Raw genomic sequence first — 23,466 nt, 5'->3', positions numbered from 1 at the left:
CAGGGGTATTCAGTGAACACAGATTAAGTGGACACTGACAACCCTGTGGGAGCTGGCTTGCCAGCGATAGCAATCTCAGCCGCGCAACGAAATCACCGGCCAGCCACGCTTCTCGGCCTCGGCCCGCAGATTCGGATCCGGGTCCACCGCCACCGGATTCGCCACCTGCTCCAGCAGCGGCAGATCATTCATCGAATCGCTATAGAAATAGCTGTCCTCGAGCGAATAGCCGGTCTCTTCCAGCCAGCGATTGAGGCGCGTGACCTTGCCTTCGCGGAAGCACGGGATGTCGGTGCTGCGCCCGCTGTAGCGGCCGTCGATCATTTCGCATTCGGTGGCAATCAGGGTTTCCACGCCCAGGCGCACGGCGATCGGTGCCGTCACGAAACGGTTGGTGGCGGTGATGATCACTAGTTTGTCGCCGGCATCGCGGTGCTTCTTCAGCAGCTCCAGTGCCTTGGGCAGCACGATCGGCTCGATGCAGTCGCGCATGTAATCGCTGTGCCATTGCTCAAGCACGGCCATTTCCGTGCGGCCGAGAATTTCCAGGCAGAAGTTCAGGTAGGCGGCGTTGTCCAGCTTGCCGGCCAGGTAATCCTGATAGAACTCGTCGTTACGCGCCTTGTAGGCGATCGGGTCGAGGAAGCCGCGCTCGCACAGATAATCGCCCCAAGCGTGATCGCTGTCGCCGCCCAGAAGGGTGTTGTCCAAATCGAATAAAGCCAGGCGCATTGCAGTTACCCGCTGAAAAGTCAGTAAAAAGGCGACAAGAATACGGTCTTTTCACAAGAGTGCACATAAGGTAGGAACCTTCGTTGCCGCCTGATCAAGCTTTGTGGAACAATGCGGCGACATGCGTTTGCGAGGTTGTTGCCGTGATCGACCCCGATGGTTTCCGCCCCAATGTCGGGATCATTCTGACGAATGACGCCGGCCAGGTGCTATGGGCTCGCCGTATCAATCAGGACGCCTGGCAGTTTCCGCAAGGGGGGATCAACCCCGAGGAGACGCCGGAAGACGCCTTGTACCGCGAGCTGAACGAAGAAGTTGGCCTGGAACGTGAAGATGTTGAAATACTGGCCTGTACCCGAGGCTGGTTGCGCTATCGTTTGCCGCAACGCCTGGTGCGTACCCACAGCCAACCGCTGTGCATCGGCCAGAAACAGAAATGGTTCCTCCTGCGCCTGATCTCCAACGAGCAGCGGGTGCGGATGGATCTGACCGGTAAACCGGAGTTCGATGGCTGGCGCTGGGTCAGCTATTGGTATCCGTTGGGCCAGGTGGTGACATTCAAGCGCGAGGTGTATCGACGCGCTCTCAAAGAGCTTGCCCCGCGCCTTTTAGCGCGCGACTGACGACGGAGTTCGACCCCGAGCCATGCTCAATACGCTGCGCAAGATCGTCCAGGAAGTTAACTCCGCCAAGGATCTCAAGGCGGCGTTGGGGATTATTGTGTTGCGCGTCAAAGAGGCCATGGGCAGCCAGGTCTGCTCGGTCTACCTGCTTGATCCGGAAACCAATCGCTTCGTCCTGATGGCCACCGAGGGCTTGAACAAGCGCTCGATCGGCAAGGTCAGCATGGCCCCCAACGAGGGTCTGGTCGGTCTGGTCGGCACGCGTGAAGAACCCCTGAACCTGGAAAACGCTTCGGTTCACCCGCGCTATCGCTACTTCGCCGAAACCGGTGAAGAGCGTTACGCCTCGTTCCTCGGTGCACCGATCATCCACCACCGCCGCGTCGTCGGCGTGTTGGTCATCCAGCAGAAAGAACGCCGCCAGTTCGACGAAGGTGAAGAAGCCTTCCTCGTGACCATGAGCGCGCAGCTTGCCGGCGTGATCGCCCACGCCGAGGCCACCGGTTCGATCCGTGGTCTGGGCCGGCAGGGCAAGGGCATTCAGGAAGCCAAGTTCGTCGGCGTACCGGGTTCGCCGGGTGCTGCCGTCGGTACCGCCGTGGTCATGCTGCCGCCGGCGGACCTGGACGTGGTGCCGGACAAGACCATCACCGACATCAACGCTGAGCTGGCGCTGTTCAAGACCGCCATCGAAGGCGTGCGCGCCGACATGCGCGCCTTGTCCGCCAAACTCGCGACCCAGCTGCGCCCGGAAGAGCGCGCGCTGTTCGACGTCTACCTGATGATGCTCGACGATGCCTCGCTGGGCAGCGAAATCACTACGGTGATCAAGACGGGGCAGTGGGCTCAGGGCGCGCTGCGTCAGGTGGTCACTGAGCACGTCAACCGTTTCGAACTGATGGACGACGCCTACCTGCGCGAGCGTGCTTCGGACGTCAAAGACCTTGGCCGCCGTCTGCTCGCCTATCTGCAGGAAGAGCGCCAGCAGAACCTGGTCTACCCGGAAAAAACCATTCTGGTCAGCGAAGAGCTGACGCCGGCGATGCTCGGCGAGGTGCCGGAAGGCACGCTGGTCGGTCTGGTCTCGGTGCTCGGTTCAGGTAACTCCCACGTTGCGATTCTCGCCCGAGCCATGGGCATTCCGACGGTAATGGGTCTGGTCGATCTGCCGTACGCCAAGGTCGACGGCATCGAAATGATCGTCGACGGCACCCGTGGCGAGGTCTACACCAACCCCAGCGAAGTACTGCGCAAGCAGTTCGCCGAAGTCGTCGAAGAAGAGAAACAACTGGCGCTGGGCCTCGACACCCTGCGCGACCTGCCGTGCGTGACCCTCGATGGCCACCGCATGCCGCTGTGGGTCAACACCGGCCTGCTCGCCGATGTGGCGCGGGCGCAGAAGCGTGGCGCCGAAGGGGTCGGCCTGTACCGTACCGAAGTGCCGTTCATGATCAACCAGCGCTTCCCGAGCGAGAAGGAACAGCTGGCGATCTACCGCGAACAGCTCGCCGCGTTCCACCCGCAACCGGTGACCATGCGCAGCCTCGACATCGGCGGTGACAAGTCGCTGTCGTACTTCCCGATCAAGGAAGACAACCCGTTCCTCGGCTGGCGCGGTATCCGCGTCACCCTCGACCACCCGGAAATCTTCCTCGTGCAGACCCGCGCGATGCTCAAGGCCAGCGAAGGCCTGAACAACCTGCGGATTCTGCTGCCGATGATCTCCGGCACTCACGAACTCGAAGAAGCCCTGCACCTGATCCACCGTGCCTGGGGCGAAGTGCGCGACGAAGGCACCGACGTGCCGATGCCGCCGATCGGCGTGATGATCGAAATCCCGGCAGCGGTGTACCAGACCAAGGAACTGGCGCGGATGGTCGACTTCCTCTCCGTCGGCTCCAACGACCTGACCCAGTATCTGCTGGCGGTAGACCGCAACAACCCGCGCGTCGCCGACCTCTACGACTATCTGCACCCTGCGGTGCTGCAAGCTCTGCAAACCGTGGTCACTGACGCCCATGCCGAAGGCAAACCGGTGAGCATCTGCGGCGAGATGGCCGGTGATCCGGCGGCGGCGGTGCTGTTGATGGCGATGGGTTTCGACAGCTTGTCGATGAACGCCACCAACCTGCCGAAGGTGAAGTGGATGTTGCGTCAGGTGAACCTGAGCAAGGCGCAGGAGATGCTGGCGGAATTGATGAAGATCGATAACCCGCAGGTTATCCACAGCTCGCTGCAACTGGCGCTGAAGAATCTCGGGTTGGCCAAGATGAATTCGCCGGTGGTGACCAAGGCTCTCTAAAGATCAAAGGCCCCTCACCCTAGCCCTCCCGAAACGTCGGACCGCCCAGAGGGAGAGGGGACTGATTGGGGGATGCTGCAGAACTCCGTCGACCTGTAAGTGCTTTGCTGAATCCATAATCGACTCGATCTCTCAGGTCGATGTATACCGCAAGGCACTTCGGTCGGCCCCCTCTCCCTCCGGGAGAGGGCTGGGGTGAGGGGCTGCTGTTAGACACAAACCTCAACTTCCCCGAGATGCCCGCCATACGGCCCAAAACTGCGCTCCACCATCCGCCGCGTTCCGTCCGCCTGCACAACCAACGCTGTACTCGCCCGCGTGCCATAACTCTGGCTGGCAATAAACACGCTCGACAACAATGCTTCCGTCGCCATGCCCACCCCGGTATCCGGCAACTCCGCCTCGGGGGCGGTCTGTGCATCGCTGAGCAGGGTCAACAAGCGCTCAGGCTGCGGATCATCCAGTACCGCGCTCAACGCCGCCCTGGCCTTGAGCAGTTTCGGCCACGGCGTATCCAGCCCCGCGTTGGATAACCCATAAACTCCAGGCTGCAACATCACCGGCTCTGACGCCCGCGCATTGAAGTGCCACAACTCATGGGCATTGCCCAGCAGCAGATTGAACCCGGCATATTCGGCGGCACGACCCACCACATCGCTCAAATAATCATCAATCGACAGATCGCCCGCAAGAAACCGCGCCACCAGCTCGCCCCGGGATTTGGTCGCGGGCGGCTGTTGCGGATCGCGGATATTGGTCAGCGCGGCGAAGCGTCCGTTGCTGCCGATCCCCAGCCACGTGCCGCCGGCTTCAAGATCGCGCCCGGCATGCACATGCGGCGCCTCGGGCCACGGCGCCAATGGCAGGCTGGGGCGGGCGTAGAATTCGTCGCGGTTGGCCGCGACGATCAGCGGCTGGGCATGGTCCGGGCGCCAAGCGAAAACAATCAGGCACATAAGGTGGTCCTTGTGTGTTTTTTGCCCACTCTACGCATCCGGCGTCCGTGCATCCATCGCCAGTGGAGCAGAAGGCTGCGCATCCGTTAACATGCCGCTCCTGTTTTGCCGATGCGTGCTGGAGACGGTCATGGAATTTCTGCTCTACCTGGCGCTCGGTGCCTGTGCGGGCGTGCTCGCCGGGCTGTTTGGCGTTGGCGGCGGGATCATCATCGTCCCGGTGCTGGTGTTCAGCTTCACTTTGCAGGGCTTCGATCAGTCGATTCTTACGCATTTGGCGGTAGGGACGTCGCTGGCGACGATCATATTCACCTCGGTCAACGCCGTGCGTGAACATCACCGTCGCGGCGCGGTGCGCTGGGCGATTTTTCGCTGGATGACCGTGGGCATTCTGCTCGGCGCCGGTTTCGGGGCGCTGACTGCTGAAGCGATCTCCGGGCCGAACCTGCAAAAGATCATCGGCGTATTTGCCCTGGTGATCGCCGTGCAGCTGGCGCTGGACGTCAAACCCAAGGCCAGCCGAACGGTACCGGGCAAACTCGGTCTGACCGCTGCCGGTACGGTGATTGGCTGGGCCTCGGCGATTTTCGGTATTGGCGGCGGCTCGCTGACCGTGCCGTTTCTGACCTGGCGCAGCGTGCCGATGCAGCAGGCCGTGGCGACCTCGTCGGCCTGTGGCCTGCCGATTGCCTTGGCCAGCGCGTTAAGTTTCATGATTCTGGGGTGGCACGATCCGTTGTTGCCGGCCCATAGTCTCGGTTTTATTTATCTGCCGGCATTGTTGGGCATCGCCCTGACCAGCATGGTCTTCGCTCGGCTCGGCGCGCGTCTGGCGCACAGGTTGTCGCCGCGCTTGCTGAAAAGGCTGTTCGCCGCTTTGCTGTTCTGCGTGGGTTTGAGCTTTCTGCTCTGATCGCGTGGCAATCCTGGCTTAATCCTGAGGTGGCAGCGTCACCCGGGAATTTTGCTTTCAACTCTAACAAGGAGTCGCAATGCTGCCTTACCCGCAGATCGACCCGGTGGCCCTGGCCATCGGTCCGCTGAAAATCCACTGGTACGGTCTGATGTACCTGATCGGCATCGGCGGCGCGTGGCTGTTGGCGTCGCGCCGGCTCAACCGCTTCGACCCGACCTGGACCAAGGAGAAACTCTCCGATCTGGTGTTCTGGCTATCGATGGGCGTGATTGTTGGCGGCCGTCTGGGTTACGTGCTGTTCTATGATCTGAGCGCGTACCTGGCCAACCCGACGCTGATTTTCGAAGTGTGGAAGGGCGGCATGTCGTTCCACGGCGGATTCATCGGCGTGATGCTCGCGGCCTTGTGGTTCGGCAAGCGCAATGGCAAGTCGTTCTTCCAGCTGATGGACTTCGTCGCGCCGATGGTGCCGATCGGCCTGGGCGCCGGGCGCATCGGCAACTTCATCAACGCCGAGTTGTGGGGTAAGGCCACCGACGTGCCGTGGGCGATGGTGTTCCCGCCGTTCAGCGATCCGGCGCAGTTGCCGCGCCACCCGTCGCAGCTGTATCAGTTCGCCCTCGAAGGCGTGGCGCTGTTCCTGATCCTGTGGATCTTCTCGCGCAAACCGCGTCCGACCATGGCGGTCTCCGGCATGTTCGCGCTGTTCTACGGCATCTTCCGTTTCATCGTCGAGTTCGTCCGCGTCCCGGATGCTCAGCTCGGCTACTTGGCGTGGAACTGGCTGACCATGGGCCAGGTGCTCTGCGTGCCGATGATTGTCGGCGGGCTGTTGCTGATCTGGCTGGCCTATCGTCGCGCCCCGGCAGCGCCGCTCGCGCCGACGGCTTAAACTACGAACCCCGGCGCGCGACGCCGGGGCTCCAAGGACACAGGTAACTCATGAAGCAATATCTCGAACTGGTCTCGCACGTCATTCAGAACGGCACCAAGCAGGCCAACCGCACCGGTATCAACACCATCAGTTTCCCGGGAGCGATGCTGCGTTTCGATCTGCAGGAAGGCTTCCCGGCGATCACCACGCGCAAAATGGCCTTCAAATCGGCCATCGGCGAGATGTGCGGCTTTCTGCGTGGCGTGAACAACGCCGCTGAATTCCGCGCGCTGGGCTGCAAGGTCTGGGACCAGAACGCCAACGAAAACGCGCAGTGGCTGGCCAACCCGTTCCGTCAGGGCGACGACGACCTCGGTGAAATCTACGGCGTGCAATGGCGCAAGTGGCCGGCGTACAAGCAGATCCCGCTGAGCAGCACCGCTGCCATCGAACAGACCCTGAGCAACGGCTACAAGCAGATCGCTCAGGGCGAAGAAGACGGCCAGGCCTACGTCGTGCTGTACAAGGCGATCGACCAGGTACGCCAGTGCGTCGACACGATCATCAAGGATCCGGGCAGCCGCCGCATTCTGTTCCACGGCTGGAACGTCGCCCAGCTCGATGAAATGGCCCTGCCGCCATGCCACCTGCTGTACCAGTTCCACCCGAATGTCGAGACCAAAGAGATCTCGCTGACCCTGTACATCCGCTCCAATGATCTGGGCCTGGGCACGCCGTTCAACCTCACCGAAGGCGCCGCACTGCTGAGCCTGATCGGTCGCCTGACCGGTTACACGCCGCGCTGGTTCACCTATTTCATCGGCGATGCGCACGTCTACGAAAACCACCTGGACATGCTCAACGAACAGCTCAAGCGCGAGCCGTTTGCCATGCCGAAACTGAAAATCTCCGACCGCGTGCCGGAGTTTGCCAAGACTGGTGTATATCAGCCGGAGTGGCTGGAGCTGGTGGAACCGAGCGATTTCTCGCTGGAAGGCTACGAGCACCACCCACCAATGACCGCGCCGATGGCGGTCTAAACCACACCGCAATATCCCTGTGGGAGCGAGCCTGCTCGCGAAGAGGGCGTGTCAGTCACAGATGTGTCGACTGATACACCGCTTTCGCGAGCAGGCTCGCTCCCACATTTGTTTTTGCGGTGTGCTTAGTGGCCGTGGCTACGGCCTACGTGGGAGTGTTCGACTTCGGTTGCGACAACCCCGCCACTCACTTCCAGCCGCTGCAAGATCCCGCATTGATCCGCCTCCGGCCCTTCGCCACAGCGTTGGCGCAGGTCGAGCAGTTGTGTCTGCAAGGCCAGCAAGCCATCAATCCGCGCCTTCACATGCTGAATATGTTCGTCGATCAGCGCATTGACGCTCTCGCACTGATCCTGCGGGCTGTCGCGTAGGGCGAGCAGGCTGCGGATTTCTTCGAGGGTCATGTCGAGGGTGCGGCAGTTGCGGATGAAGGTCAGGCGCTCGGCGTGGGCTTGGGTGTAGACGCGATAGTTGCCGTCGCTGCGCGCCGGTTCCGGCAGGAGGTTTTCGCGCTCGTAGTAGCGGATGGTTTCAACCGCACAGTCGGTGAGTTTCGCCAGTTCGCCGATCTTCATGACCGCCATCTCCAAAAGGGTGCTTGACCCTATAGTGGCTACAGGGTCTTTACTTGGCAACAGGCACCTTCATGGACGCGACCAATGAGCGATTCCCTGCACACCCACAAGCCCGGCGACGGTCACGATCACAGTCATAAATTGCAGCCCGTGCATAAACATGCGCATGGCGGCGATTCCTGCTGCTCCTCAAAAGCCGCCGCACCTGCGCGGGTGCAACTGAGCGAAAAGACCAGCGCCGACGCGCGCCTGAGCAGCTTCCGCATCGAGGCAATGGACTGCCCGACCGAGCAGACGCTGATCCAGAACAAACTCGGCAAACTGGCCGGGGTGCAGCAACTGGAATTCAACCTGATCAACCGCGTACTTGGCGTGACCCACAATCTGCCGGGCACCGAGCCGATCACCGAAGCGATCAAGTCCCTCGGCATGCACGCCGAGCCGCTCGAGGCGGGTGTCGACGCGCCAGTACCGGCAGCGGTGAAAAAACACTGGTGGCCATTGGCGCTGTCCGGCTTGACCGCGCTGGGCGCCGAAGTCATTCATTTCACCAGCGCCGCGCCGGACTGGGTGGTGGCAGTCGTTGCGCTGGTGTCGATCCTCAGCGGCGGCCTCGGCACTTATAAAAAGGGCTGGATCGCCCTGAAGAACCGCAACCTCAACATCAACGCGCTGATGAGCATCGCCGTGACTGGCGCGATTCTCATCGGCCAGTGGCCGGAAGCGGCGATGGTGATGTTCCTCTTCACCGTCGCCGAGCTGATCGAGGCACGCTCGCTGGATCGTGCACGCAATGCGATCAGCGGCTTGATGCAGATGACCCCCGAGCAAGCCACGGTCTTGCAGGCCGACGGCAACTGGCGCGAACAAGAGGTGAAAAGCGTCGATCTCGGCGCCCGCGTGCGGGTGAAACCCGGCGAGCGCATCGCGCTGGACGGCGCGGTGGTCAGCGGCAGCTCGACCATCGACCAGGCGCCGATCACCGGCGAAAGCCTGCCGGTGGAAAAAACCGTCGGTGACAAAGTCTTCGCTGGCACCATCAATCAGGCCGGTTCGCTGGAATATACGGTGACCGCTGCGGCGAACAATTCGACCTTGGCGCGGATCATTCACGCCGTCGAACAGGCCCAGGGCGCGCGGGCGCCGACGCAGCGTTTCGTTGACCAATTCTCGAAAATCTACACCCCGGCGGTATTCGTCTTCGCCTTGGCCGTGGCGATCATCCCGCCGTTGTTCATGGGCGCGGCGTGGTTCGACTGGATCTACCGCGCGCTGGTGTTGCTGGTGGTTGCCTGCCCGTGCGCACTGGTGATTTCCACCCCGGTGACCATCGTCAGCGGCCTCGCGGCGGCGGCGCGCAAGGGCATTCTGGTCAAGGGCGGCGTGTATCTGGAGGGCGGCTTCAAGCTTGATTATCTGGCGCTGGACAAGACCGGCACGATCACCCACGGCAAACCGGTGCAGACCGATTACCTGTCACTCGACCCGACGGCCGATGCCAGCGCACCGGCAATCGCCGCCGCGCTGGCCGGGCGCTCCGATCACCCGGTGTCGCTGGCGATTGCCAACGCCGCTGTGGATAAAAACCTCGCCGCGCTGACTGTGGATAACTTCGAGGCACTGGGCGGGCGAGGTGTTAAAGGTGACATCAACGGCCAGACTTATCACTTGGGCAATCATCGTCTGGTCGAAGAGCTTGGCCTGTGCTCACCGCAGCTGGAAGAGAAGCTGTTCGCGCTGGAAAAGCAGGGCAAATCCGTGGTGTTGCTGCTCGACAAATCAGGCCCACTGGCACTGTTCGCCGTGGCCGACACGGTCAAGGAAACCAGCCTTGAAGCGATTCGTCAGTTGCATGAACTCGGGGTGAAAACCCTGATGCTGACCGGCGACAACGTCCACACCGCGCAAGCGATTGCCGCCCAGGTCGGCATCGACGAGGCGCGCGGCGACTTGCTGCCGACCGACAAGCTGCAAGCGATTGAAGATCTGTACAAGCAGGGCCACCGGGTCGGTATGGTCGGCGATGGCATCAACGACGCCCCGGCACTGGCCCGCGCCGAGATCGGTTTCGCCATGGCCGCCGCCGGCACCGATACCGCGATCGAAACCGCCGATGTCGCCCTGATGGACGACGATCTGCGCAAGATCCCCGCGTTCATCAGCCTGTCGCGCAACACCGCCAGCATCCTGAAACAGAACATCGCACTGGCGCTGGTGATCAAGGCGATCTTTCTTGCGGTAACCTTTGCCGGGCTTGCCACCATGTGGATGGCGGTGTTTGCCGATATGGGTGTGAGCCTGCTGGTGGTGTTCAACGGTTTGCGCCTGCTGCGCAAATAGATGAGGAAAGAGTGTGCTGAGTGCCGAGCTGAAAGCGTTTTACATGGTCGCCCGCCTGGGCAGCATTACGCTGGCGGCGAAAAAACTCGGCCTCAGCCAACCGACCGTGACCACGCAAATCCGCAATCTGGAGAGTCAGTATTCGGTGGAACTGTTCTACCGTGGCGGGCGCCGCTTAAGCGTCAGTGACGAAGGCGCGCGCTTGCTGCCGATGGTCAAGACCCTATTGCAGCAAGAGGCCGACATCGAGTTCTTTCTGCGCAATAGCGGGCAAGTGCAGGGCACGCTGCGCATTGCCGCGACGGCGCCGTATTACATCCTCGATCTGGTGAAGACCTTCCGCGAGCGTTTGCCGCAGGTGGAAGTGTCGGTGGAAATCGGCAACTCGCAGCAGGTCCTGGAAGCGCTGGAGGATTACCGCGTGGATGTCGCGGCATCGTCGCAGTTGCTCGACGATGCACGGTTGATTCGCCGGGTGCTCGGCACCGATCCGCTGGTGCTGGCGGTGCATCGCAATCATCCGTTGGCCTCGCTGGAGCATGTGACGCTGAACGCGCTGGCCGGGCATACGTTGTTGATGCGCGAGCCGGGTTCGACCACGCGGCGCTTGACCGAAGAGTTGCTGGCCAGCGCCGGGGTCAGTTTCGGGCCGTTGCTGGAGATCGGCAGCCGCGAGTCGATTCGCGAGGCGGTGCTGCGCAATATCGGCATCAGCATCATTGCCCGGCAGGAAGTGCCGCATGATCCGCAATTGCGCGTGCTGACCATCGAGAATGCGCCGCAGATTCCGGAGTATCTGTATTGCCTCAAAGAGCGCAAGGGTGCGCGTCTGCCGGCGGCGTTCCTCGGCTTGGCACAAGAGATGTCTCCGGCATGAGACCTTCAATGTCTGAGAAGGCCTCTTCGCGAGCAGGCTCGCTCCCACATTGGATTTGGGTTGTGAACACGATCCCCTGTGGGAGCGAGCCTGCTCGCGAAGGCGTCAGCCCAGGCAAAACACAATCTGAACCAAAATCCCCGAATACCACTATCAGCCGTTTTTGCCTCGTTGCCACATGACGGACGCATTACAACTCTAGGATTGGCCTCATCCGTTTGCTGAGGTCCGTCCATGAATCCTGCCATCGCAACTGCCCTGACCAACCCCGGCGCGCCGATGAAAGTGCGCGGCGTGCACAAGCGTTTCGGTGCGTTCACTGCGCTGGATAACGTCTCCCTCGACGTCGCCGCCGGTGAACTGGTGTGCCTGCTCGGCCCGTCGGGCTGTGGCAAGACCACATTGCTGCGCTGCATTGCCGGGCTGGAACAGCAGGACAGTGGCGAGCTGTATCTGGGCGATCGCGATGTCTCGCATCTTGCCCCGCAAGCGCGGGATTACGGGATTCTGTTCCAGTCCTACGCGCTGTTCCCGAATCTGACGGTCGAGGCGAACATTGCCTACGGCCTCGCGGGCAGCGGTCGCGATGAAGTGCGCCGGCGTGTCGGTCAGATGCTGGAACTGGTCGGCCTCAGCGGCAGTGAGAAAAAGTACCCAGGCCAATTGTCCGGCGGTCAGCAACAGCGAGTAGCGCTCGCTCGCGCATTGGCGCCGGCGCCGTCGCTGTTATTACTCGATGAACCGATGTCGGCCCTCGACGCGCGGGTGCGCGAGCATCTGTGCACCGAGCTGCGTCAGCTGCAACGCAACCTCGGCATCACCACGCTGATGGTCACGCACAATCAGGACGAAGCGATGTTGATGGCCGATCGCATCGCCGTGATGAACAACGGCCGCGTCGAGCAGTACGCCACGCCGCAGGAAATCTACAACCGTCCAGCCACGCCGTTCGTGGCCGAGTTTGTCGGCCAGGGCAACTGGCTGCCGTTCCAGCGCAGCAGCGACAGTCACGCCCAGGTCGGCGGGATGAATCTGCGCCTGGCCGAGGGCAGCGTACACGGCGCTTCGGGTCGACTGTTCTGCCGCCCGGAGGCGATCAACGTCAACCCGCTGGTGCACGAAGAGAACCTGTTCCCGGCCAGGGTTCGCGAAATCACTTTCCTCGGCAACCGCTGCCGGATGAGCTTCGAACTCGATCAACTGCCGGGCCATGCGCTGCTCGCCGAACTCGCGCCAGAAGCCATGCCGCGCCTCGGCGCCCAGCAGATCATGGTCGCCTTGCCGCCGCGCAGTTTGCAGGTGTTCGCCTGATGAACAGCAACCTCGCGCTGCCGCTACCGCACAAGCAGGTGCGACAGTCCTCGAAAGCCGAGATCGGCGATCGCCTGTTTGTGGTCGGCGGCAAAGTAATCCTGCTGGTGTTGCTCGGTCTCGCGGTGCTGCTGCCGTTGCTGGCGATCTTCTGGCGCGGTTTCAGCAATGACGCCGGGCAGGGCGGTGGCTGGCTCGCGGCGAAAGAGTTGGTGACCAGCGCCAATTTCCACTGGTTGCTCGGCAACAGCCTGAAAGTGTCCCTCAGCGTTGCGGCCATTGTCGTACCGCTGGCCTACCTGTTTGCCTACGCGCTGCAACGCACGCTGATTCCGGGCAAAAGCATCTGGCGCGGGATCTCGCTGCTGCCGCTGATGGCGCCGTCGATGCTGCCGGGCATTGCGCTGGTCTATCTGTTCGGCAATCAGGGCATGCTGCGTGGGCTGCTCTCGGACAATATCTATGGGTTCTGGGGCATTGTGCTGGGTGAGGTGATCTACACCTTTCCCCATGCGCTGATGATTTTGCTCTCGGCATTGTCGCTGGCCGATGCGCGGCTGTTCGATGCCGCATCGAGCATGGGCGCCAGTCCGGCCAAGGCGTTTCGCAGCATCACCTGGCCGGCGACCCGGCAGGCGGTGTTCGCCGCGTTCTGTCTGGTGTTCACCCTGACCATTACCGATTTTGGTGTGCCGGTGGTGGTCGGTGGCGACTATCAAGTGCTGGCGCTGGAGGCCTACAAAGCCGTGGTCGGCCAGCAGCAATTCGGTCGCGGCGCGTTGATCGGCATGGTGCTGTTGCTGCCGGCGCTGTTCAGTTTCGGTGTCGATGCCTGGTTGCGTCGCCGCCATGGTGACTCCATGAGCGGGCGCGCGCAGGTGTTCAAACCGCTGCCGTGCAAGCTGCGCGACGGCTGCTATCTGGCCATTGTTTTGCTGATCAGCGCGGCGTTGATTCTGGTGTTCGGCATGGCGGTGTTTTCGTCGCTGGTGAAGTTCTGGCCGTACAACCTGTCGCTGTCGCTCAACCACTATCAGTTCAACGAGACCGCCGGCGGTGGCTGGCTCGCCTACGGCAACAGTCTGAAGATGGCTCTGGGCACGGCGCTGATTGGCAGCGTGCTGATTTTCACTGGCGCCTATCTGATGGAGAAAACCCGCACTCAGCGCGGGCTGAACCTGGCTTTGCGCATGCTCAGCTTCGTGCCGATGGCGGTGCCGGGGCTGGTGCTTGGCCTGGGTTACGTTTTCTTCTTCAACCTCAGCGGCAATCCGCTGCACGTGCTCTACGGGACGATGACGCTGCTGATTGTCTGCACCATTGCGCACTATCTGACCACCGCACAAATGACCGCGACCACCGCGCTGCGCCAGCTCGACGCCGAGTTTGAAGCCGCTGCGCTGTCGCTGAAGGCGCCGCTGTATCGGCATTACCTGCGCGTGACCGTGCCGATCTGCCTGCCGGCGCTGCTGGACATCGTGCGCTACCTGTTCGTCTCGGCAATGACCACGGTTTCCGCCGCGATCTTCCTCTACAGCCCCGACACCATCCTCGCGGCGGTGGCGGTGCTGAACATGGACGATGCCGGCAACGTTGGCGGCGCGGCGGCGATGTCGACCCTGATTCTGTTCACTTCGGCCGGCGTGTCGCTGCTGCTGGCGTGGGCTTCGCGCGGCCTGTTGCGCCGCTCCCAGGCCTGGCGGCAAACCGCGCCCGGTCACTGATTGCAAACCCGATCAACTCATCTACAGGAAAACGCTCATGTTCAAGCCTATGGCCCTGGCCGCTGCTGTGCTCGCGACTTTCAGCCTGAATGCCTTCGCGGCAAAAACCGAGTTGACGGTGTACACCGCACTCGAAGCCGAGCAACTGAAGTCCTACAAGGACGCGTTCGAAAAAGCCAACCCGGACGTCGAGATCAAATGGGTGCGCGATTCCACCGGGATCATCACCGCCAAACTGCTCGCCGAAAAGGCTCGTCCGCAGGCTGACGCGGTGTGGGGCCTGGCCGCGTCGAGCCTGGCGATTCTCGATCAGCAAGGCATGCTGCAAAGCTATGCACCGAAGGATCTGGCCAAGATCGGCGCGAATTACCGCGACGCCGCCAACCCGCCAGCCTGGGTAGGCATGGATGTGTGGGCCGCGACCATTTGCTTCAACACCGTCGAGGCCGAGAAGCAGGGCCTGACCAAGCCAGTGAGCTGGCAGGATCTGACCAAGCCTGAATACAAGGGCAAGATCGTCATGCCCAATCCGGCGTCGTCCGGCACCGGTTTCCTCGACGTCAGCGCCTGGCTGCAGACCTTCGGCGAGAAGCAGGGCTGGGCGTATATGGACGGCCTGCACCAGAACATCGGCCAGTACGTTCACTCCGGTTCCAAGCCGTGCAAACTGGCGGCGGCGGGGGAGTTTCCGATCGGGATTTCCTTTGAATATCCAGCCGTACAGCTGAAACGCCAGGGTGCGCCACTGGACATCATCCTGCCGAAGGAAGGCCTGGGCTGGGAGATCGAAGCGACAGCGGTGATCAAAGGCACACCGCATGAAGAAGCGGCGAAGAAACTCGCTGATTTCTCCGCCAGCGCCGAGGCGATGGATCTGTACAAAGAGAACTTCGCCGTGCTCGCGCAGCCGGGGATTGCCAAGCCGCAGACCGAATTGCCAGCCGATTATGAGCAGCGCCTGATCAAGAACGACTTTGCCTGGGCCTCAAAGAATCGCGACGAGATCCTGGCTGAATGGCGCAAGCGGTATGACGGCAAGTCCGAGAAAGTTGTCGCCAAGTAAGATCTTTACCGACTGACAAGGCCCCTTCGCGAGCAGGCTCGCTTGTATGGTTAGACTTGAAGGGGTGGTGGGACGAACAGTTCGCATCTGACTGCTGTAACAGTACAGACCGTGGGAGACCTCGCCCCACCCCTTCCACCAAAAGCGCCGATAGAGAATGCTTCGTTCAAGCGACGATAGAAACAAGCCTGCGCCTCTGGGTGAAACCCCTACAAGTCGTAAAACCTTAGCGTGGAGAAGTGTCAGTGGCAATGCGCGTGTCGAAGTCAATTGTGGGTGTGGACGTCGCCAAAGCTGAACTTGTTATTTATTTAGCAGATCCAGATCTGCTCACCTCGATAACCAATGAAAAGCCCGTCATAAAGCGCTGGCTTAAAACGTTGCCGGGACCCACCGCCATAGCTGTTGAGGCGACAAATGTTTATCACGTCGACTTGGTTGAGTTGGCTCATGAGTCAGGCCACGACGTTTTCATCATCGACGGTTTTCAACTCAGTAATTATCGTAAAGGTGTCGGTGGCCGTAGTAAAACGGACGCATCTGACGCCCGTCTTCTCGCCCGTTTTCTAAAAAATGAAGGCGAAGATTTACGCCCCTGGACCCCACCTCCGGCGGTCTACGGCAAGCTGCAAAGCCTTCTACGACGTAGAGCTTCGCTGATACAGGCCAAAACCAGCCTGACCCAGAGCTGGGCAAATGACGCCAGCTTGAAAGCCGTGTTCGCAACTTTCGTAAAGTCCATGGAAAGGCTGGATTTGCTAGTTCAGAAAAAGCTCAAGGAAATCTTGCGTGAAGCTGGTTTGCTGGAAGAAGTTGCCAGATGCCAAGCCATCGAAGGTATAGGCTTTCTAACTGCAACTGCTTTGGTCATGGCATACAACCGAGGCGACTTTACCAGTGGCGACTCTTATGTCGCGTTTTTAGGCATGGATCTGAGAGTGAGCGACTCGGGCCAAAAAAATGGCCGTAGATATTTAACCAAGCGCGGATGCTCGGAGGTGCGACGGTTACTGCATAACGCCGCCATGTCAGCCTGCCGATCAAATGCCTGGAAGGCGTTCTACAACCACCATCTCAGCTGTGGAAAAGCGACTACACAGGTACTGGTGATGCTCAGCCGTAAACTCGCCCGCATAGCGTTCGCCCTGATGAAAAACCAGAGCGAATATCAATCGAAAGGGGCAGTTATCGCTTGAGGATAACCATAGAATCTCCCACAGTTGCAATGCTGTCCCCTGTGGGAGCGAGCCTGCTCGCGAAAGCGGTTTCTCATTCAGAGCACCTCTACATGACACAACCCAAAGACCTGCTCATCATCGGCGCTGGCATCCTCGGTCTGTCCCACGCCTATGCCGCCGCCAAACGCGGCCTGAAAGTCGCGGTATTCGAACGCACCGCCACGCCCCTCGGCGCTTCGGTGCGCAACTTCGGCCAGGCGCTGGTGACCGGTCAGCCGCCCGGCATCATGCTTGAACTGGCCAAGGCCAGCCGCGAGATCTGGGGCGACTGGGCGCAACTTGCCGGTGTGCAGATCAAGCGCAACGGTTCGTACCTGTTCGCCCGCAGCGAGGCCGAAGAACACCTGCTCGAAGCCTTCTGCGCCGACCGCGCGGTCGAGCATGGCTACAACGTCGAGCTGCTGCGCGGCGCGGCGTTGCGTGATCTCTATGGCGGCCAGTTCAGCCATCACCGCGCCGCGTTGCACGGTATCGATGATCAGCAGTTGTACTCGCGCGAAGCGATTCCGGCGCTGATCGATTATTTGCGCCGCGACCTGAGTGTCGAGTTTCACTTTTCCACGCTGGTGCGCGACGTCGAGCCGGGGCGTCTGCACAGCACCGCCGGCAGTTTTACCGGCAAGCAGATCATCGTCTGCTCCGGCCACGACTATCAGACCCTACTGGCCGAGCCGATTGCCGCGCTCAATCCGCAGATCTGTCGTTTGCAAATGCTCCGCGCCAGACCGCAGGCCGGTCTCAATCTGCAACACGCAGTGCTCACCGGCCTGAGCTGCGTGCACTACGGCGCCTTCGCCGATTTGCCGCAAGCCGCAGCGGTGCAGGCGCAGATCCTACGTGAACAACCGCACCTGCACGCCAACGGCATTCACTTGCTGATCAGCCCGACGCCGTATGGCGAACTGATCATCGGCGATTCGCATCATTACGGCAGCGATGCGTCACCGTTCAACGCCGAGCAGGTCGATAACTGGATGCTCGAACTCGCCGAGCAGACGCTGGGCTGCCGGGTGCAAGTGGTCGAACGCTGGCAGGGCGTCTATGGTGCTCGTGGGCCTGGTCCGTTTTCTTTCCTGCGCCCGGCACCGGGCCTGAGCGTGGCGCTGATGCACACCGGCGTCGGCATGAGCGTCGGCCCGGCGCTGGCCGAACGCAACATCGCGCAATTACTGGAGGAGGCATGAATCACGAACAGGTGATCGCCCGGGTGTTCGGCCTGTATGAACGCTTCGGCGCCAGCGATTACATCGGCGAACCGGTGTCGCAGCTCGAGCACATGTCCCAGGCCGCAGAATTGGCCATGGCTGAAGGCTGTGACGATGAAGTGGTGCTGGCGGCGTTCTTTCATGACATCGGCCATTTGTGTGCCGAGGGCGCGGAAAACATGGGCGGTTATGGCGTGGTCAGCCATGAACGGCTCGGGGCCGATTATCTGCGTGAGGCAGGTTTCAGCGAACGGCTGGCGCGACTGGTGGAATATCACGTTCAGGCCAAGCGCTATCTGACCTTGCGCGAGCCGGGCTATTACGCACGGTTGAGTGAGGCGAGTCGCAGGACGCTGGAATATCAGGGCGGGGTAATGAGGGCGGCTGAGGCGGATGCGTTCGAGGCTGATCCGTTGTGTGCGCTGAGTCTGCGCATGCGGTGTTGGGATGAGTTGGCGAAGGAGGTTGCGGTGCCGCTGGTGGATCTGAGTGTGTTAAAGCGCAAGGCTGAGAAATTGTTGTCGGCTGAGTGATTGCAGCCCTCACCCCAGCCCTCTCCCGGAGGGAGAGGGAGCTGATCTCCATGCTTTTCAAACCTGAGTTCGACTGGATATCTCAGGTCGGTGTATGACCCAAGAGCAACACAGTCGGCCCCCTCTCCCTCCGGGAGAGGGCTGGGGTGAGGGGGTAGCGATCTAAAGCTCAAGCACCCGATCAACCAACGCCTCAACCTGCTCCTGCCTTTCCGCCTGATTCAACTTCGCCTGCGGATTGAGCGACGACCACTGCGGATGCGCGCGCGCCTTGTTCAGCGCTTCCGGCAACTTGCCTTCGCGCCAGGTCTTGTCCAGAGGCGTGGCCACCTGAATGCTGTCCATCGCCGCATGCCCGCGCTGATCCAGGGCCAGCAGCAACTGGCGCTGGCGCAACGCCAACAGGCGCAGCACGGCGTCATCCACTGTCAATTCCCGCTGGCCTTTGATTTTGCCGAGCAGGCGACTGCCATAACTGCGCGCGGTTTGCAGCGCACCGCCGGCGATCGCACCGGCCAACGCCGCCGCGCCAAGGGTAATCCCGCCGACCAGCAAATCCACCCCAGCCCCGGCCGCTGCACCGGCAGCAATGCCGCCGCCGACGCGCACGCCGAGTTGCTTCAGGGTTTCCGGGTTGAACAGATCATCGCCCCAGCGCCCGTCGAGCAACGGCAAGTCACTGGCCGCCGCGTCCTGCGGGCGAAACGCGTAGAGCTTGAGCAGCGCCTCAACGCACTTCTGCTCACGCTGACGTACGGCTTTGCGCAGCTCGCTGATCGCCTGTTGTTCCTGCTCGGCTTCGCTGACCACACTGCGTCGGCACGCAGCGCAGTCGATCAGCAATTCGGCAATCAAGCGCGCGGCGCTTTGCTGACGGGCGAGGCGCTGCGCCTGCTGGTCGGCGATCAACCGCTCCAGTTGCGGCCGGGCGTTTTCCAATAGAAGGGCGAGGCTCTCGTACAAGCGCCGCTCGCCACCCTCGGGCGGCGCGACGCTGTCGAAACGTACCAACGCATGCAGCCCCAACCGCGCCAGCGCTTCACGCCAATCGGGTTCGCGATGGTTGGCGCTGCTGACGAAATTCAGCACCGGCAGCAGCGGTTTGCCGCAACTGGCGAGCACTTCCAGCTCGTCGCGGTACTTGGCCAGCACCGGTTCGCGGGCGTCGATCACATACAGACCGGCATCGGAGGCCAGCAGTTGTCGCAGTACCTTGGCTTCCTGTTCGAAACGCTGGCGCGCCTCGCTGCCGTCGAGAAACCGCGCCAGTCGTGCCGGGCCGTCGAGGCGTTCGCCGGGGCGTTCCAGACGCTCGAGAAAATCCAGCAGGGCGATCGCATCTTCCAGCCCCGGCGTGTCGTACAGATCGAGCAACGGCTCGCCATCCACCGACAACCGCGCGCCTTCGACATGCCGGGTGGTGCTCGGCCTGTGCGAGACTTCGCCGAAGCCGACGTCACGGGTCAGCGTGCGCAGCAGCGAGGTCTTGCCGACGTTGGTGTGGCCAACCACTGCCAGTTTCAGCGGGGCCTTGCGTGCATCAGTCATGTCCGCTCTCCAGCCAGTTCATCGGCGCGCAATCGGCGAATGGCAGTTCCAGCTGTTGCAGCGCCGCGTGCCAGTCACCCAGACGTTGCCCGTCCAGCGCTTCGCCGGGTGGCGCTTGCAGCAGCCAGATGCGAGTGGCGCCGGCGTTGCGCGCGAGTTCGGCGATCAGCGCGAGGCTGCCGCGATCCGGCGAACGTCGCGGATCACAGGCGATGGCCAGCCGCGCTGGCGGGAAGCGACTGAGTTGCTCGAGCAGTTTGTGCCGCGATTCGCGACTGTCGAGGATGCCCGCGTTGCTGACGTTTTTCGGCAGCGCGGGTGGCCACGGACGCTGTTCGTCCAACTCGATCGCCACCAGCAGCGCGCCTTCGCTGGCGCGTTCGCCGATGTTGCTTTCGACGCGATGCAGTTGCGCCGGCTCCGGGTCGTTGACACCAAGGCGCTCGCTGGTCGGCATCAACCGTTCGCGCAGTTGCGCGTAGCCGGGCAGGTTCAGATCCAGGCGCAGCGCGGCTTTGCCGCTGTTCCAGCGCCACAGGCACAACAGCGCGAGCAGCAGGCGCGGCAGCACGCCGTAGACCACCAGCACACCGACCAGCCAGGTTGCCCAGGCTTGTCGTGCGCTTTCAATATCCAGTGCGCCGTCGCCGCTGGCGCGGATCATTTCCTCGGTCGGCACATTGAAGCCGAGCAGCGACGGCAGATAGCCAAGGGCCTGGGTGACATGGATAAAGGTGTCGGCGCCGAGGATCGTGGTTTCCCAGACAAAGCCGTAGCGCCGCGTGGCCATCAGCGTCAGCAGCAGAATCAACGCGCTGAGCATCGCCAGCAGCCACAGGCCATTGACCAACGCGCCGAGCGCCCAGCGGTTGAGTTTCTTGCGTTGCAGCAGCAACAGCAGGGCCGGCGCCAGTTGCGCGGCTTTGGTGTCGCGAGCGAATTTTTCGCTGAGCCACAGCCACAAGCGCCCGAGGGTGGCGCCGTGTTCGCCAGCGAAAATCAAGCCCAGCGCCCAGCTCAGCAGCAAAATCATATTGATCCCGAGCAGACTGCCCAGCGCCCAGAACACATTCACCGGCGTCTGCCCAAGTGCGGCGAATGCCAGGCCGGCGCCGCTGAGCACGGCGACAATCATCAACAGCACCAGCGCCAGGCGCGCGCCTTGCAGCCAGTGCTTGAGGGCGGCGGTCAGCCCGTCACGCTCGGCCAGCCATAGCGCCCGGCGCGCAATGCGGCTCGGCAGATCGCCACCAGCGGCGCGGGCCAGACGATTGGCTTCCAGGTCATCCAGCGGCCCCGCGTGTTCTTCGCGCAGGCGGATGGTTTCGGTGAGCCAGAGGTTTTGCAGTGGAGTCAGTTCAGTCACGCGGCGTCCCATCGCTAAATCGAGCGCTGAGCATAACCGCTGTGGCGCTTATCGGGGTAAGCGCGGCTCTGGTATCCTCGCCGGCATGACTAAATCACTGCCCCTCAGCCTGATCGCAGCCCTCGGTGAAAACCGCGTGATCGGCGTCGACAACAGCATGCCCTGGCACCTGCCGGGGGACTTCAAATACTTCAAGGCGACCACGCTCGGCAAGCCGATCATCATGGGTCGCAAGACCTGGGATTCGCTCGGCCGGCCGTTGCCGGGGCGCTTGAACATCGTGGTCAGCCGTCAGCCTGATCTGCAGCTCGAAGGCGCCGAGGTCTATCCGTCGCTGGAAGCCGCCGTGGCGCGCGCCGAGGAATGGGCGAAAGCCCAGGGCGTTGATGAACTGATGCTGATTGGCGGCGCGCAGTTGTATGCGCAAGGGCTGGCGCAGGCCGATCGGCTGTACCTGACCCGCGTAGCGCTGAGCCCGGAAGGGGATGCGTGGTTTCCGGAGTTTGATCTGAGCGAATGGAAGCTGGTGTCGGATGTACCGAATCCGGCAGAGGGCGATAAACCTGCATATAGCTTTGAGGTTTGGGAGAAAGCCTAACAGCTTCGCGAGCAGGCTCGCTCCCACAGGGGAACGCATTTCAGTGTGGGAGCGAGCCTGCTCGCGAAGAGGCCCGCTCAGTCGCTGAGAAGCTTAAGCCTGGGCCAACTCTGCGTGTTCATCGGCATCCAGCAGCGCTTTATCCGTCTGCTGCATGACCTGACTGGTAATCGCCCCTGCGGTAATCGAGCCACTCACGTTCAACGCCGTGCGACCCATATCGATCAGCGGCTCGACCGAAATCAGCAACGCCACCAGTGACACCGGCAAGCCCATCGCCGGCAGCACGATCAGTGCGGCGAACGTTGCGCCGCCGCCAACTCCGGCCACACCGGCCGAACTCAACGTGACAATCGCCACCAGCGTCGCGATCCACAGTGGATCGAGCGGGTTGATGCCGACAGTTGGCGCGACCATCACCGCCAACATCGCCGGGTACAGTCCTGCGCAACCGTTCTGGCCGATGGTCGCACCGAACGAGGCAGCGAAACTGGCGACTGACGACGGAATGCCCAGACGACGGGTCTGCGCTTCGATGCTCAGCGGAATGGTTGCCGCGCTGGAGCGGCTGGTGAAGGCGAAGGTCAGCACCGGCCAGATCTTGCGGAAGAAGCGCAGCGGGTTGATCCCGGCGGCCGACACCAGCACGCCGTGCACGACGAACATCAGGCCCAGGCCGATATACGAGACCACGACGAAACTGCCCAGCTTGATGATGTCCTGCAGGTTGGAACCGGCGACCACTTTGGTCATCAGCGCCAGCACACCGTACGGGGTCAGCTTCATCACCAGACGCACCAGACGCATCACCCAGGCTTGCAGGGTGTCGATGGCGTTGATCACTTTCTGACCTTTCTCGACGTCGTCCTTGAGCAGTTGCAGCGCGGCAACCCCGAGGAACGCGGCGAAGATCACCACACTGATGATCGAGGTCGGCTTGGCCCGGGCCAGGTCGGCAAACGGGTTCTGCGGAATGAACGACAGCAGCAGTTGCGGCACATTGAGGTCGGCGACCTTGCCGGCGTAGTCGTTCTGAATGGTTTGCAGGCGCGCCATTTCCTGAGTGCCGGCGATCAGACCTTCAGCGCTGAGGCCGAACAGGTTGGTCAGGCCGATGCCGATCAGCGCTGCGATGGCGGTGGTAAACAGCAGCGTGCCGATGGTCAGGAAACTGATCTTGCCCAGCGACGAGGCGTTGTGCAGGCGGGCGACGGCGCTGAGGATCGAAGCGAACACCAGCGGGATCACGATCATTTGCAGCAACTGCACGTAACCGTTGCCGACCAGATCGAACCAGCCGATCGAGGCTTTCAGCACCGGGTTGCCGGCACCGTAAATCGTGTGCAGCGCGACGCCGAACGCCACGCCGAGGACCAGTGCGAGCAGGACTTTTTTCGCCAGGCTCCAAGTGGTGTGGCGGGTTTGCGCCAGACCGAAGAGCAGGGCGAGGAACACCAGCAGGTTGAGAATCAGCGGTAGATTCATGAGAACTCCAGTAAAGACTGTGCCAACAGCCATCCGGGGCTGCTGCGAACCGGCAAGCCTAACAGCTTGATTTGCAATGATTTAATACCAAAATGGCTGGGCAACCGTCGTTTTTGGAATAAGCGCGTGTCGCTGTCGGCAATGCATCTGGCGCGCAGGG

General features: G+C 61.8%; 20 protein-coding genes. 14 read left to right on the top strand and 6 right to left on the bottom strand.

From position 1 onward, the window contains the following. Positions 1–75: 75 nt before the first annotated feature. Entirely contained in the window at positions 76–732 is a 657-nt protein-coding gene (locus tag AB4N73_RS20195) for a histidinol-phosphatase (RefSeq protein WP_056786265.1), read from the bottom strand. A gap of 143 nt (positions 733–875) precedes the next feature. Between AB4N73_RS20195 and AB4N73_RS20190 the strand changes: the two genes are divergently transcribed. Both AB4N73_RS20190 and ptsP read left to right on the top strand, forming a co-directional pair. Further along, positions 876–1,355, top strand: a complete 480-nt coding sequence (locus AB4N73_RS20190) for an RNA pyrophosphohydrolase (RefSeq protein ID WP_003229203.1) — start codon at positions 876–878, stop codon at positions 1,353–1,355. 22 nt (positions 1,356–1,377) lie between these two features. After that, positions 1,378–3,657, top strand: a complete 2,280-nt coding sequence (gene ptsP / locus AB4N73_RS20185) for a phosphoenolpyruvate--protein phosphotransferase (protein WP_024014698.1) — start codon at positions 1,378–1,380, stop codon at positions 3,655–3,657. 209 nt (positions 3,658–3,866) lie between these two features. Here the strand turns inward: ptsP and AB4N73_RS20180 are convergent, their stop codons facing one another. Then, positions 3,867–4,613 (bottom strand): NRDE family protein, encoded by a 747-nt coding sequence (locus AB4N73_RS20180; RefSeq protein ID WP_252877071.1) that lies wholly within the window; start codon positions 4,611–4,613, stop codon positions 3,867–3,869. Between the two features lie 130 nt (positions 4,614–4,743). Between AB4N73_RS20180 and AB4N73_RS20175 the strand changes: the two genes are divergently transcribed. The 3 genes from AB4N73_RS20175 (at position 4,744) to AB4N73_RS20165 (ending at position 7,443) form a co-directional block, all read left to right on the top strand. Then, complete coding sequence (locus AB4N73_RS20175) at positions 4,744–5,526, top strand: sulfite exporter TauE/SafE family protein (RefSeq protein ID WP_095181309.1); 783 nt, start codon at positions 4,744–4,746, stop codon at positions 5,524–5,526. A 79-nt stretch (positions 5,527–5,605) separates the two neighbouring features. Next, positions 5,606–6,421 (top strand): prolipoprotein diacylglyceryl transferase, encoded by an 816-nt coding sequence (lgt, locus tag AB4N73_RS20170; RefSeq protein ID WP_016772683.1) that lies wholly within the window; start codon positions 5,606–5,608, stop codon positions 6,419–6,421. Positions 6,422–6,471: 50 nt separating this feature from the next. After that, complete coding sequence (locus AB4N73_RS20165; RefSeq protein WP_460142471.1) at positions 6,472–7,443, top strand: thymidylate synthase; 972 nt, start codon at positions 6,472–6,474, stop codon at positions 7,441–7,443. 125 nt (positions 7,444–7,568) lie between these two features. Here AB4N73_RS20165 and cadR read toward each other — a convergent pair whose 3' ends face one another. Beyond that, positions 7,569–8,018 (bottom strand): Cd(II)/Pb(II)-responsive transcriptional regulator, encoded by a 450-nt coding sequence (cadR, locus tag AB4N73_RS20160; protein WP_016772685.1) that lies wholly within the window; start codon positions 8,016–8,018, stop codon positions 7,569–7,571. An 84-nt stretch (positions 8,019–8,102) separates the two neighbouring features. Here cadR and AB4N73_RS20155 point away from each other — a divergent pair, with 84 nt between their 5' ends. From AB4N73_RS20155 to AB4N73_RS20120, 8 genes are all read left to right on the top strand, one after another. Next, entirely contained in the window at positions 8,103–10,358 is a 2,256-nt protein-coding gene (locus AB4N73_RS20155) for a heavy metal translocating P-type ATPase (RefSeq protein WP_460142470.1), read from the top strand. A gap of 13 nt (positions 10,359–10,371) precedes the next feature. Beyond that, positions 10,372–11,235 carry a LysR family transcriptional regulator gene (locus AB4N73_RS20150; RefSeq protein WP_024014693.1) on the top strand — a complete coding sequence of 288 codons (864 nt, stop codon included), beginning with the start codon at positions 10,372–10,374 and terminating at the stop codon, positions 11,233–11,235. A 234-nt stretch (positions 11,236–11,469) separates the two neighbouring features. Beyond that, positions 11,470–12,546: a putative 2-aminoethylphosphonate ABC transporter ATP-binding protein gene (locus AB4N73_RS20145; RefSeq protein WP_122748337.1), complete on the top strand. Its 1,077-nt coding sequence runs from the start codon at positions 11,470–11,472 to the stop codon at positions 12,544–12,546. After that, entirely contained in the window at positions 12,546–14,270 is a 1,725-nt protein-coding gene (locus tag AB4N73_RS20140; RefSeq protein ID WP_460142469.1) for a putative 2-aminoethylphosphonate ABC transporter permease subunit, read from the top strand. Before AB4N73_RS20145 ends, AB4N73_RS20140 begins: the two co-directional genes overlap by 1 nt. Positions 14,271–14,307: 37 nt before the next feature. Further along, positions 14,308–15,333, top strand: a complete 1,026-nt coding sequence (locus tag AB4N73_RS20135; RefSeq protein WP_460142468.1) for a putative 2-aminoethylphosphonate ABC transporter substrate-binding protein — start codon at positions 14,308–14,310, stop codon at positions 15,331–15,333. A 245-nt stretch (positions 15,334–15,578) separates the two neighbouring features. Further along, the gene (locus tag AB4N73_RS20130) at positions 15,579–16,529 is read left to right on the top strand and encodes an IS110 family transposase (RefSeq protein ID WP_076563955.1); all 951 of its coding nucleotides are present in this window, start codon (positions 15,579–15,581) and stop codon (positions 16,527–16,529) included. Between the two features lie 92 nt (positions 16,530–16,621). Further along, complete coding sequence (locus AB4N73_RS20125; protein ID WP_460142467.1) at positions 16,622–17,755, top strand: TIGR03364 family FAD-dependent oxidoreductase; 1,134 nt, start codon at positions 16,622–16,624, stop codon at positions 17,753–17,755. Continuing rightward, positions 17,752–18,309, top strand: a complete 558-nt coding sequence (locus tag AB4N73_RS20120) for a phosphonate degradation HD-domain oxygenase (protein ID WP_460142466.1) — start codon at positions 17,752–17,754, stop codon at positions 18,307–18,309. The genes AB4N73_RS20125 and AB4N73_RS20120 overlap by 4 nt, the downstream gene beginning before the upstream one ends. A 162-nt stretch (positions 18,310–18,471) precedes the next feature. Here the strand turns inward: AB4N73_RS20120 and AB4N73_RS20115 are convergent, their stop codons facing one another. After that, positions 18,472–19,857, bottom strand: a complete 1,386-nt coding sequence (locus tag AB4N73_RS20115) for a GTPase/DUF3482 domain-containing protein (protein WP_460142465.1) — start codon at positions 19,855–19,857, stop codon at positions 18,472–18,474. Continuing rightward, on the bottom strand, positions 19,850–21,223 hold the full coding sequence (locus tag AB4N73_RS20110) for a DUF2868 domain-containing protein (RefSeq protein ID WP_460142464.1): 1,374 nt from the start codon (positions 21,221–21,223) through the stop codon (positions 19,850–19,852). Before AB4N73_RS20110 ends, AB4N73_RS20115 begins: the two co-directional genes overlap by 8 nt. An 85-nt stretch (positions 21,224–21,308) precedes the next feature. Between AB4N73_RS20110 and AB4N73_RS20105 the strand changes: the two genes are divergently transcribed. Then, positions 21,309–21,821, top strand: coding sequence for a dihydrofolate reductase (locus AB4N73_RS20105; RefSeq protein ID WP_095181318.1), 513 nt, complete (start codon positions 21,309–21,311; stop codon positions 21,819–21,821). A 93-nt stretch (positions 21,822–21,914) separates the two neighbouring features. On the opposite strand, the gene AB4N73_RS20100 is transcribed toward AB4N73_RS20105, so the two are convergent. Continuing rightward, positions 21,915–23,306, bottom strand: a complete 1,392-nt coding sequence (locus AB4N73_RS20100; protein WP_150636952.1) for an L-cystine transporter — start codon at positions 23,304–23,306, stop codon at positions 21,915–21,917. Positions 23,307–23,466: the final 160 nt, after the last annotated feature.

Source organism: Pseudomonas sp. S3_B08 (assembly GCF_054667725.1).
This window is presented reverse-complemented; position numbering and strand designations above follow the sequence as displayed.

Coding starts and splice junctions, on each gene's coding strand:
- AB4N73_RS20155 (WP_460142470.1), top strand. CDS start 8,103: ATGAGCGATTCCCTGCACACCCACAAGCCCGGCGACGGTCACGATCAC.
- AB4N73_RS20100 (WP_150636952.1), bottom strand. CDS start 23,306: ATGAATCTACCGCTGATTCTCAACCTGCTGGTGTTCCTCGCCCTGCTC.
- AB4N73_RS20165 (WP_460142471.1), top strand. CDS start 6,472: ATGAAGCAATATCTCGAACTGGTCTCGCACGTCATTCAGAACGGCACC.
- AB4N73_RS20175 (WP_095181309.1), top strand. CDS start 4,744: ATGGAATTTCTGCTCTACCTGGCGCTCGGTGCCTGTGCGGGCGTGCTC.
- AB4N73_RS20140 (WP_460142469.1), top strand. CDS start 12,546: ATGAACAGCAACCTCGCGCTGCCGCTACCGCACAAGCAGGTGCGACAG.
- AB4N73_RS20145 (WP_122748337.1), top strand. CDS start 11,470: ATGAATCCTGCCATCGCAACTGCCCTGACCAACCCCGGCGCGCCGATG.
- AB4N73_RS20180 (WP_252877071.1), bottom strand. CDS start 4,613: ATGTGCCTGATTGTTTTCGCTTGGCGCCCGGACCATGCCCAGCCGCTG.
- AB4N73_RS20195 (WP_056786265.1), bottom strand. CDS start 732: ATGCGCCTGGCTTTATTCGATTTGGACAACACCCTTCTGGGCGGCGAC.
- cadR (WP_016772685.1), bottom strand. CDS start 8,018: ATGAAGATCGGCGAACTGGCGAAACTCACCGACTGTGCGGTTGAAACC.
- AB4N73_RS20105 (WP_095181318.1), top strand. CDS start 21,309: ATGACTAAATCACTGCCCCTCAGCCTGATCGCAGCCCTCGGTGAAAAC.
- AB4N73_RS20125 (WP_460142467.1), top strand. CDS start 16,622: ATGACACAACCCAAAGACCTGCTCATCATCGGCGCTGGCATCCTCGGT.
- AB4N73_RS20135 (WP_460142468.1), top strand. CDS start 14,308: ATGTTCAAGCCTATGGCCCTGGCCGCTGCTGTGCTCGCGACTTTCAGC.
- AB4N73_RS20120 (WP_460142466.1), top strand. CDS start 17,752: ATGAATCACGAACAGGTGATCGCCCGGGTGTTCGGCCTGTATGAACGC.
- AB4N73_RS20115 (WP_460142465.1), bottom strand. CDS start 19,857: ATGACTGATGCACGCAAGGCCCCGCTGAAACTGGCAGTGGTTGGCCAC.
- lgt (WP_016772683.1), top strand. CDS start 5,606: ATGCTGCCTTACCCGCAGATCGACCCGGTGGCCCTGGCCATCGGTCCG.
- ptsP (WP_024014698.1), top strand. CDS start 1,378: ATGCTCAATACGCTGCGCAAGATCGTCCAGGAAGTTAACTCCGCCAAG.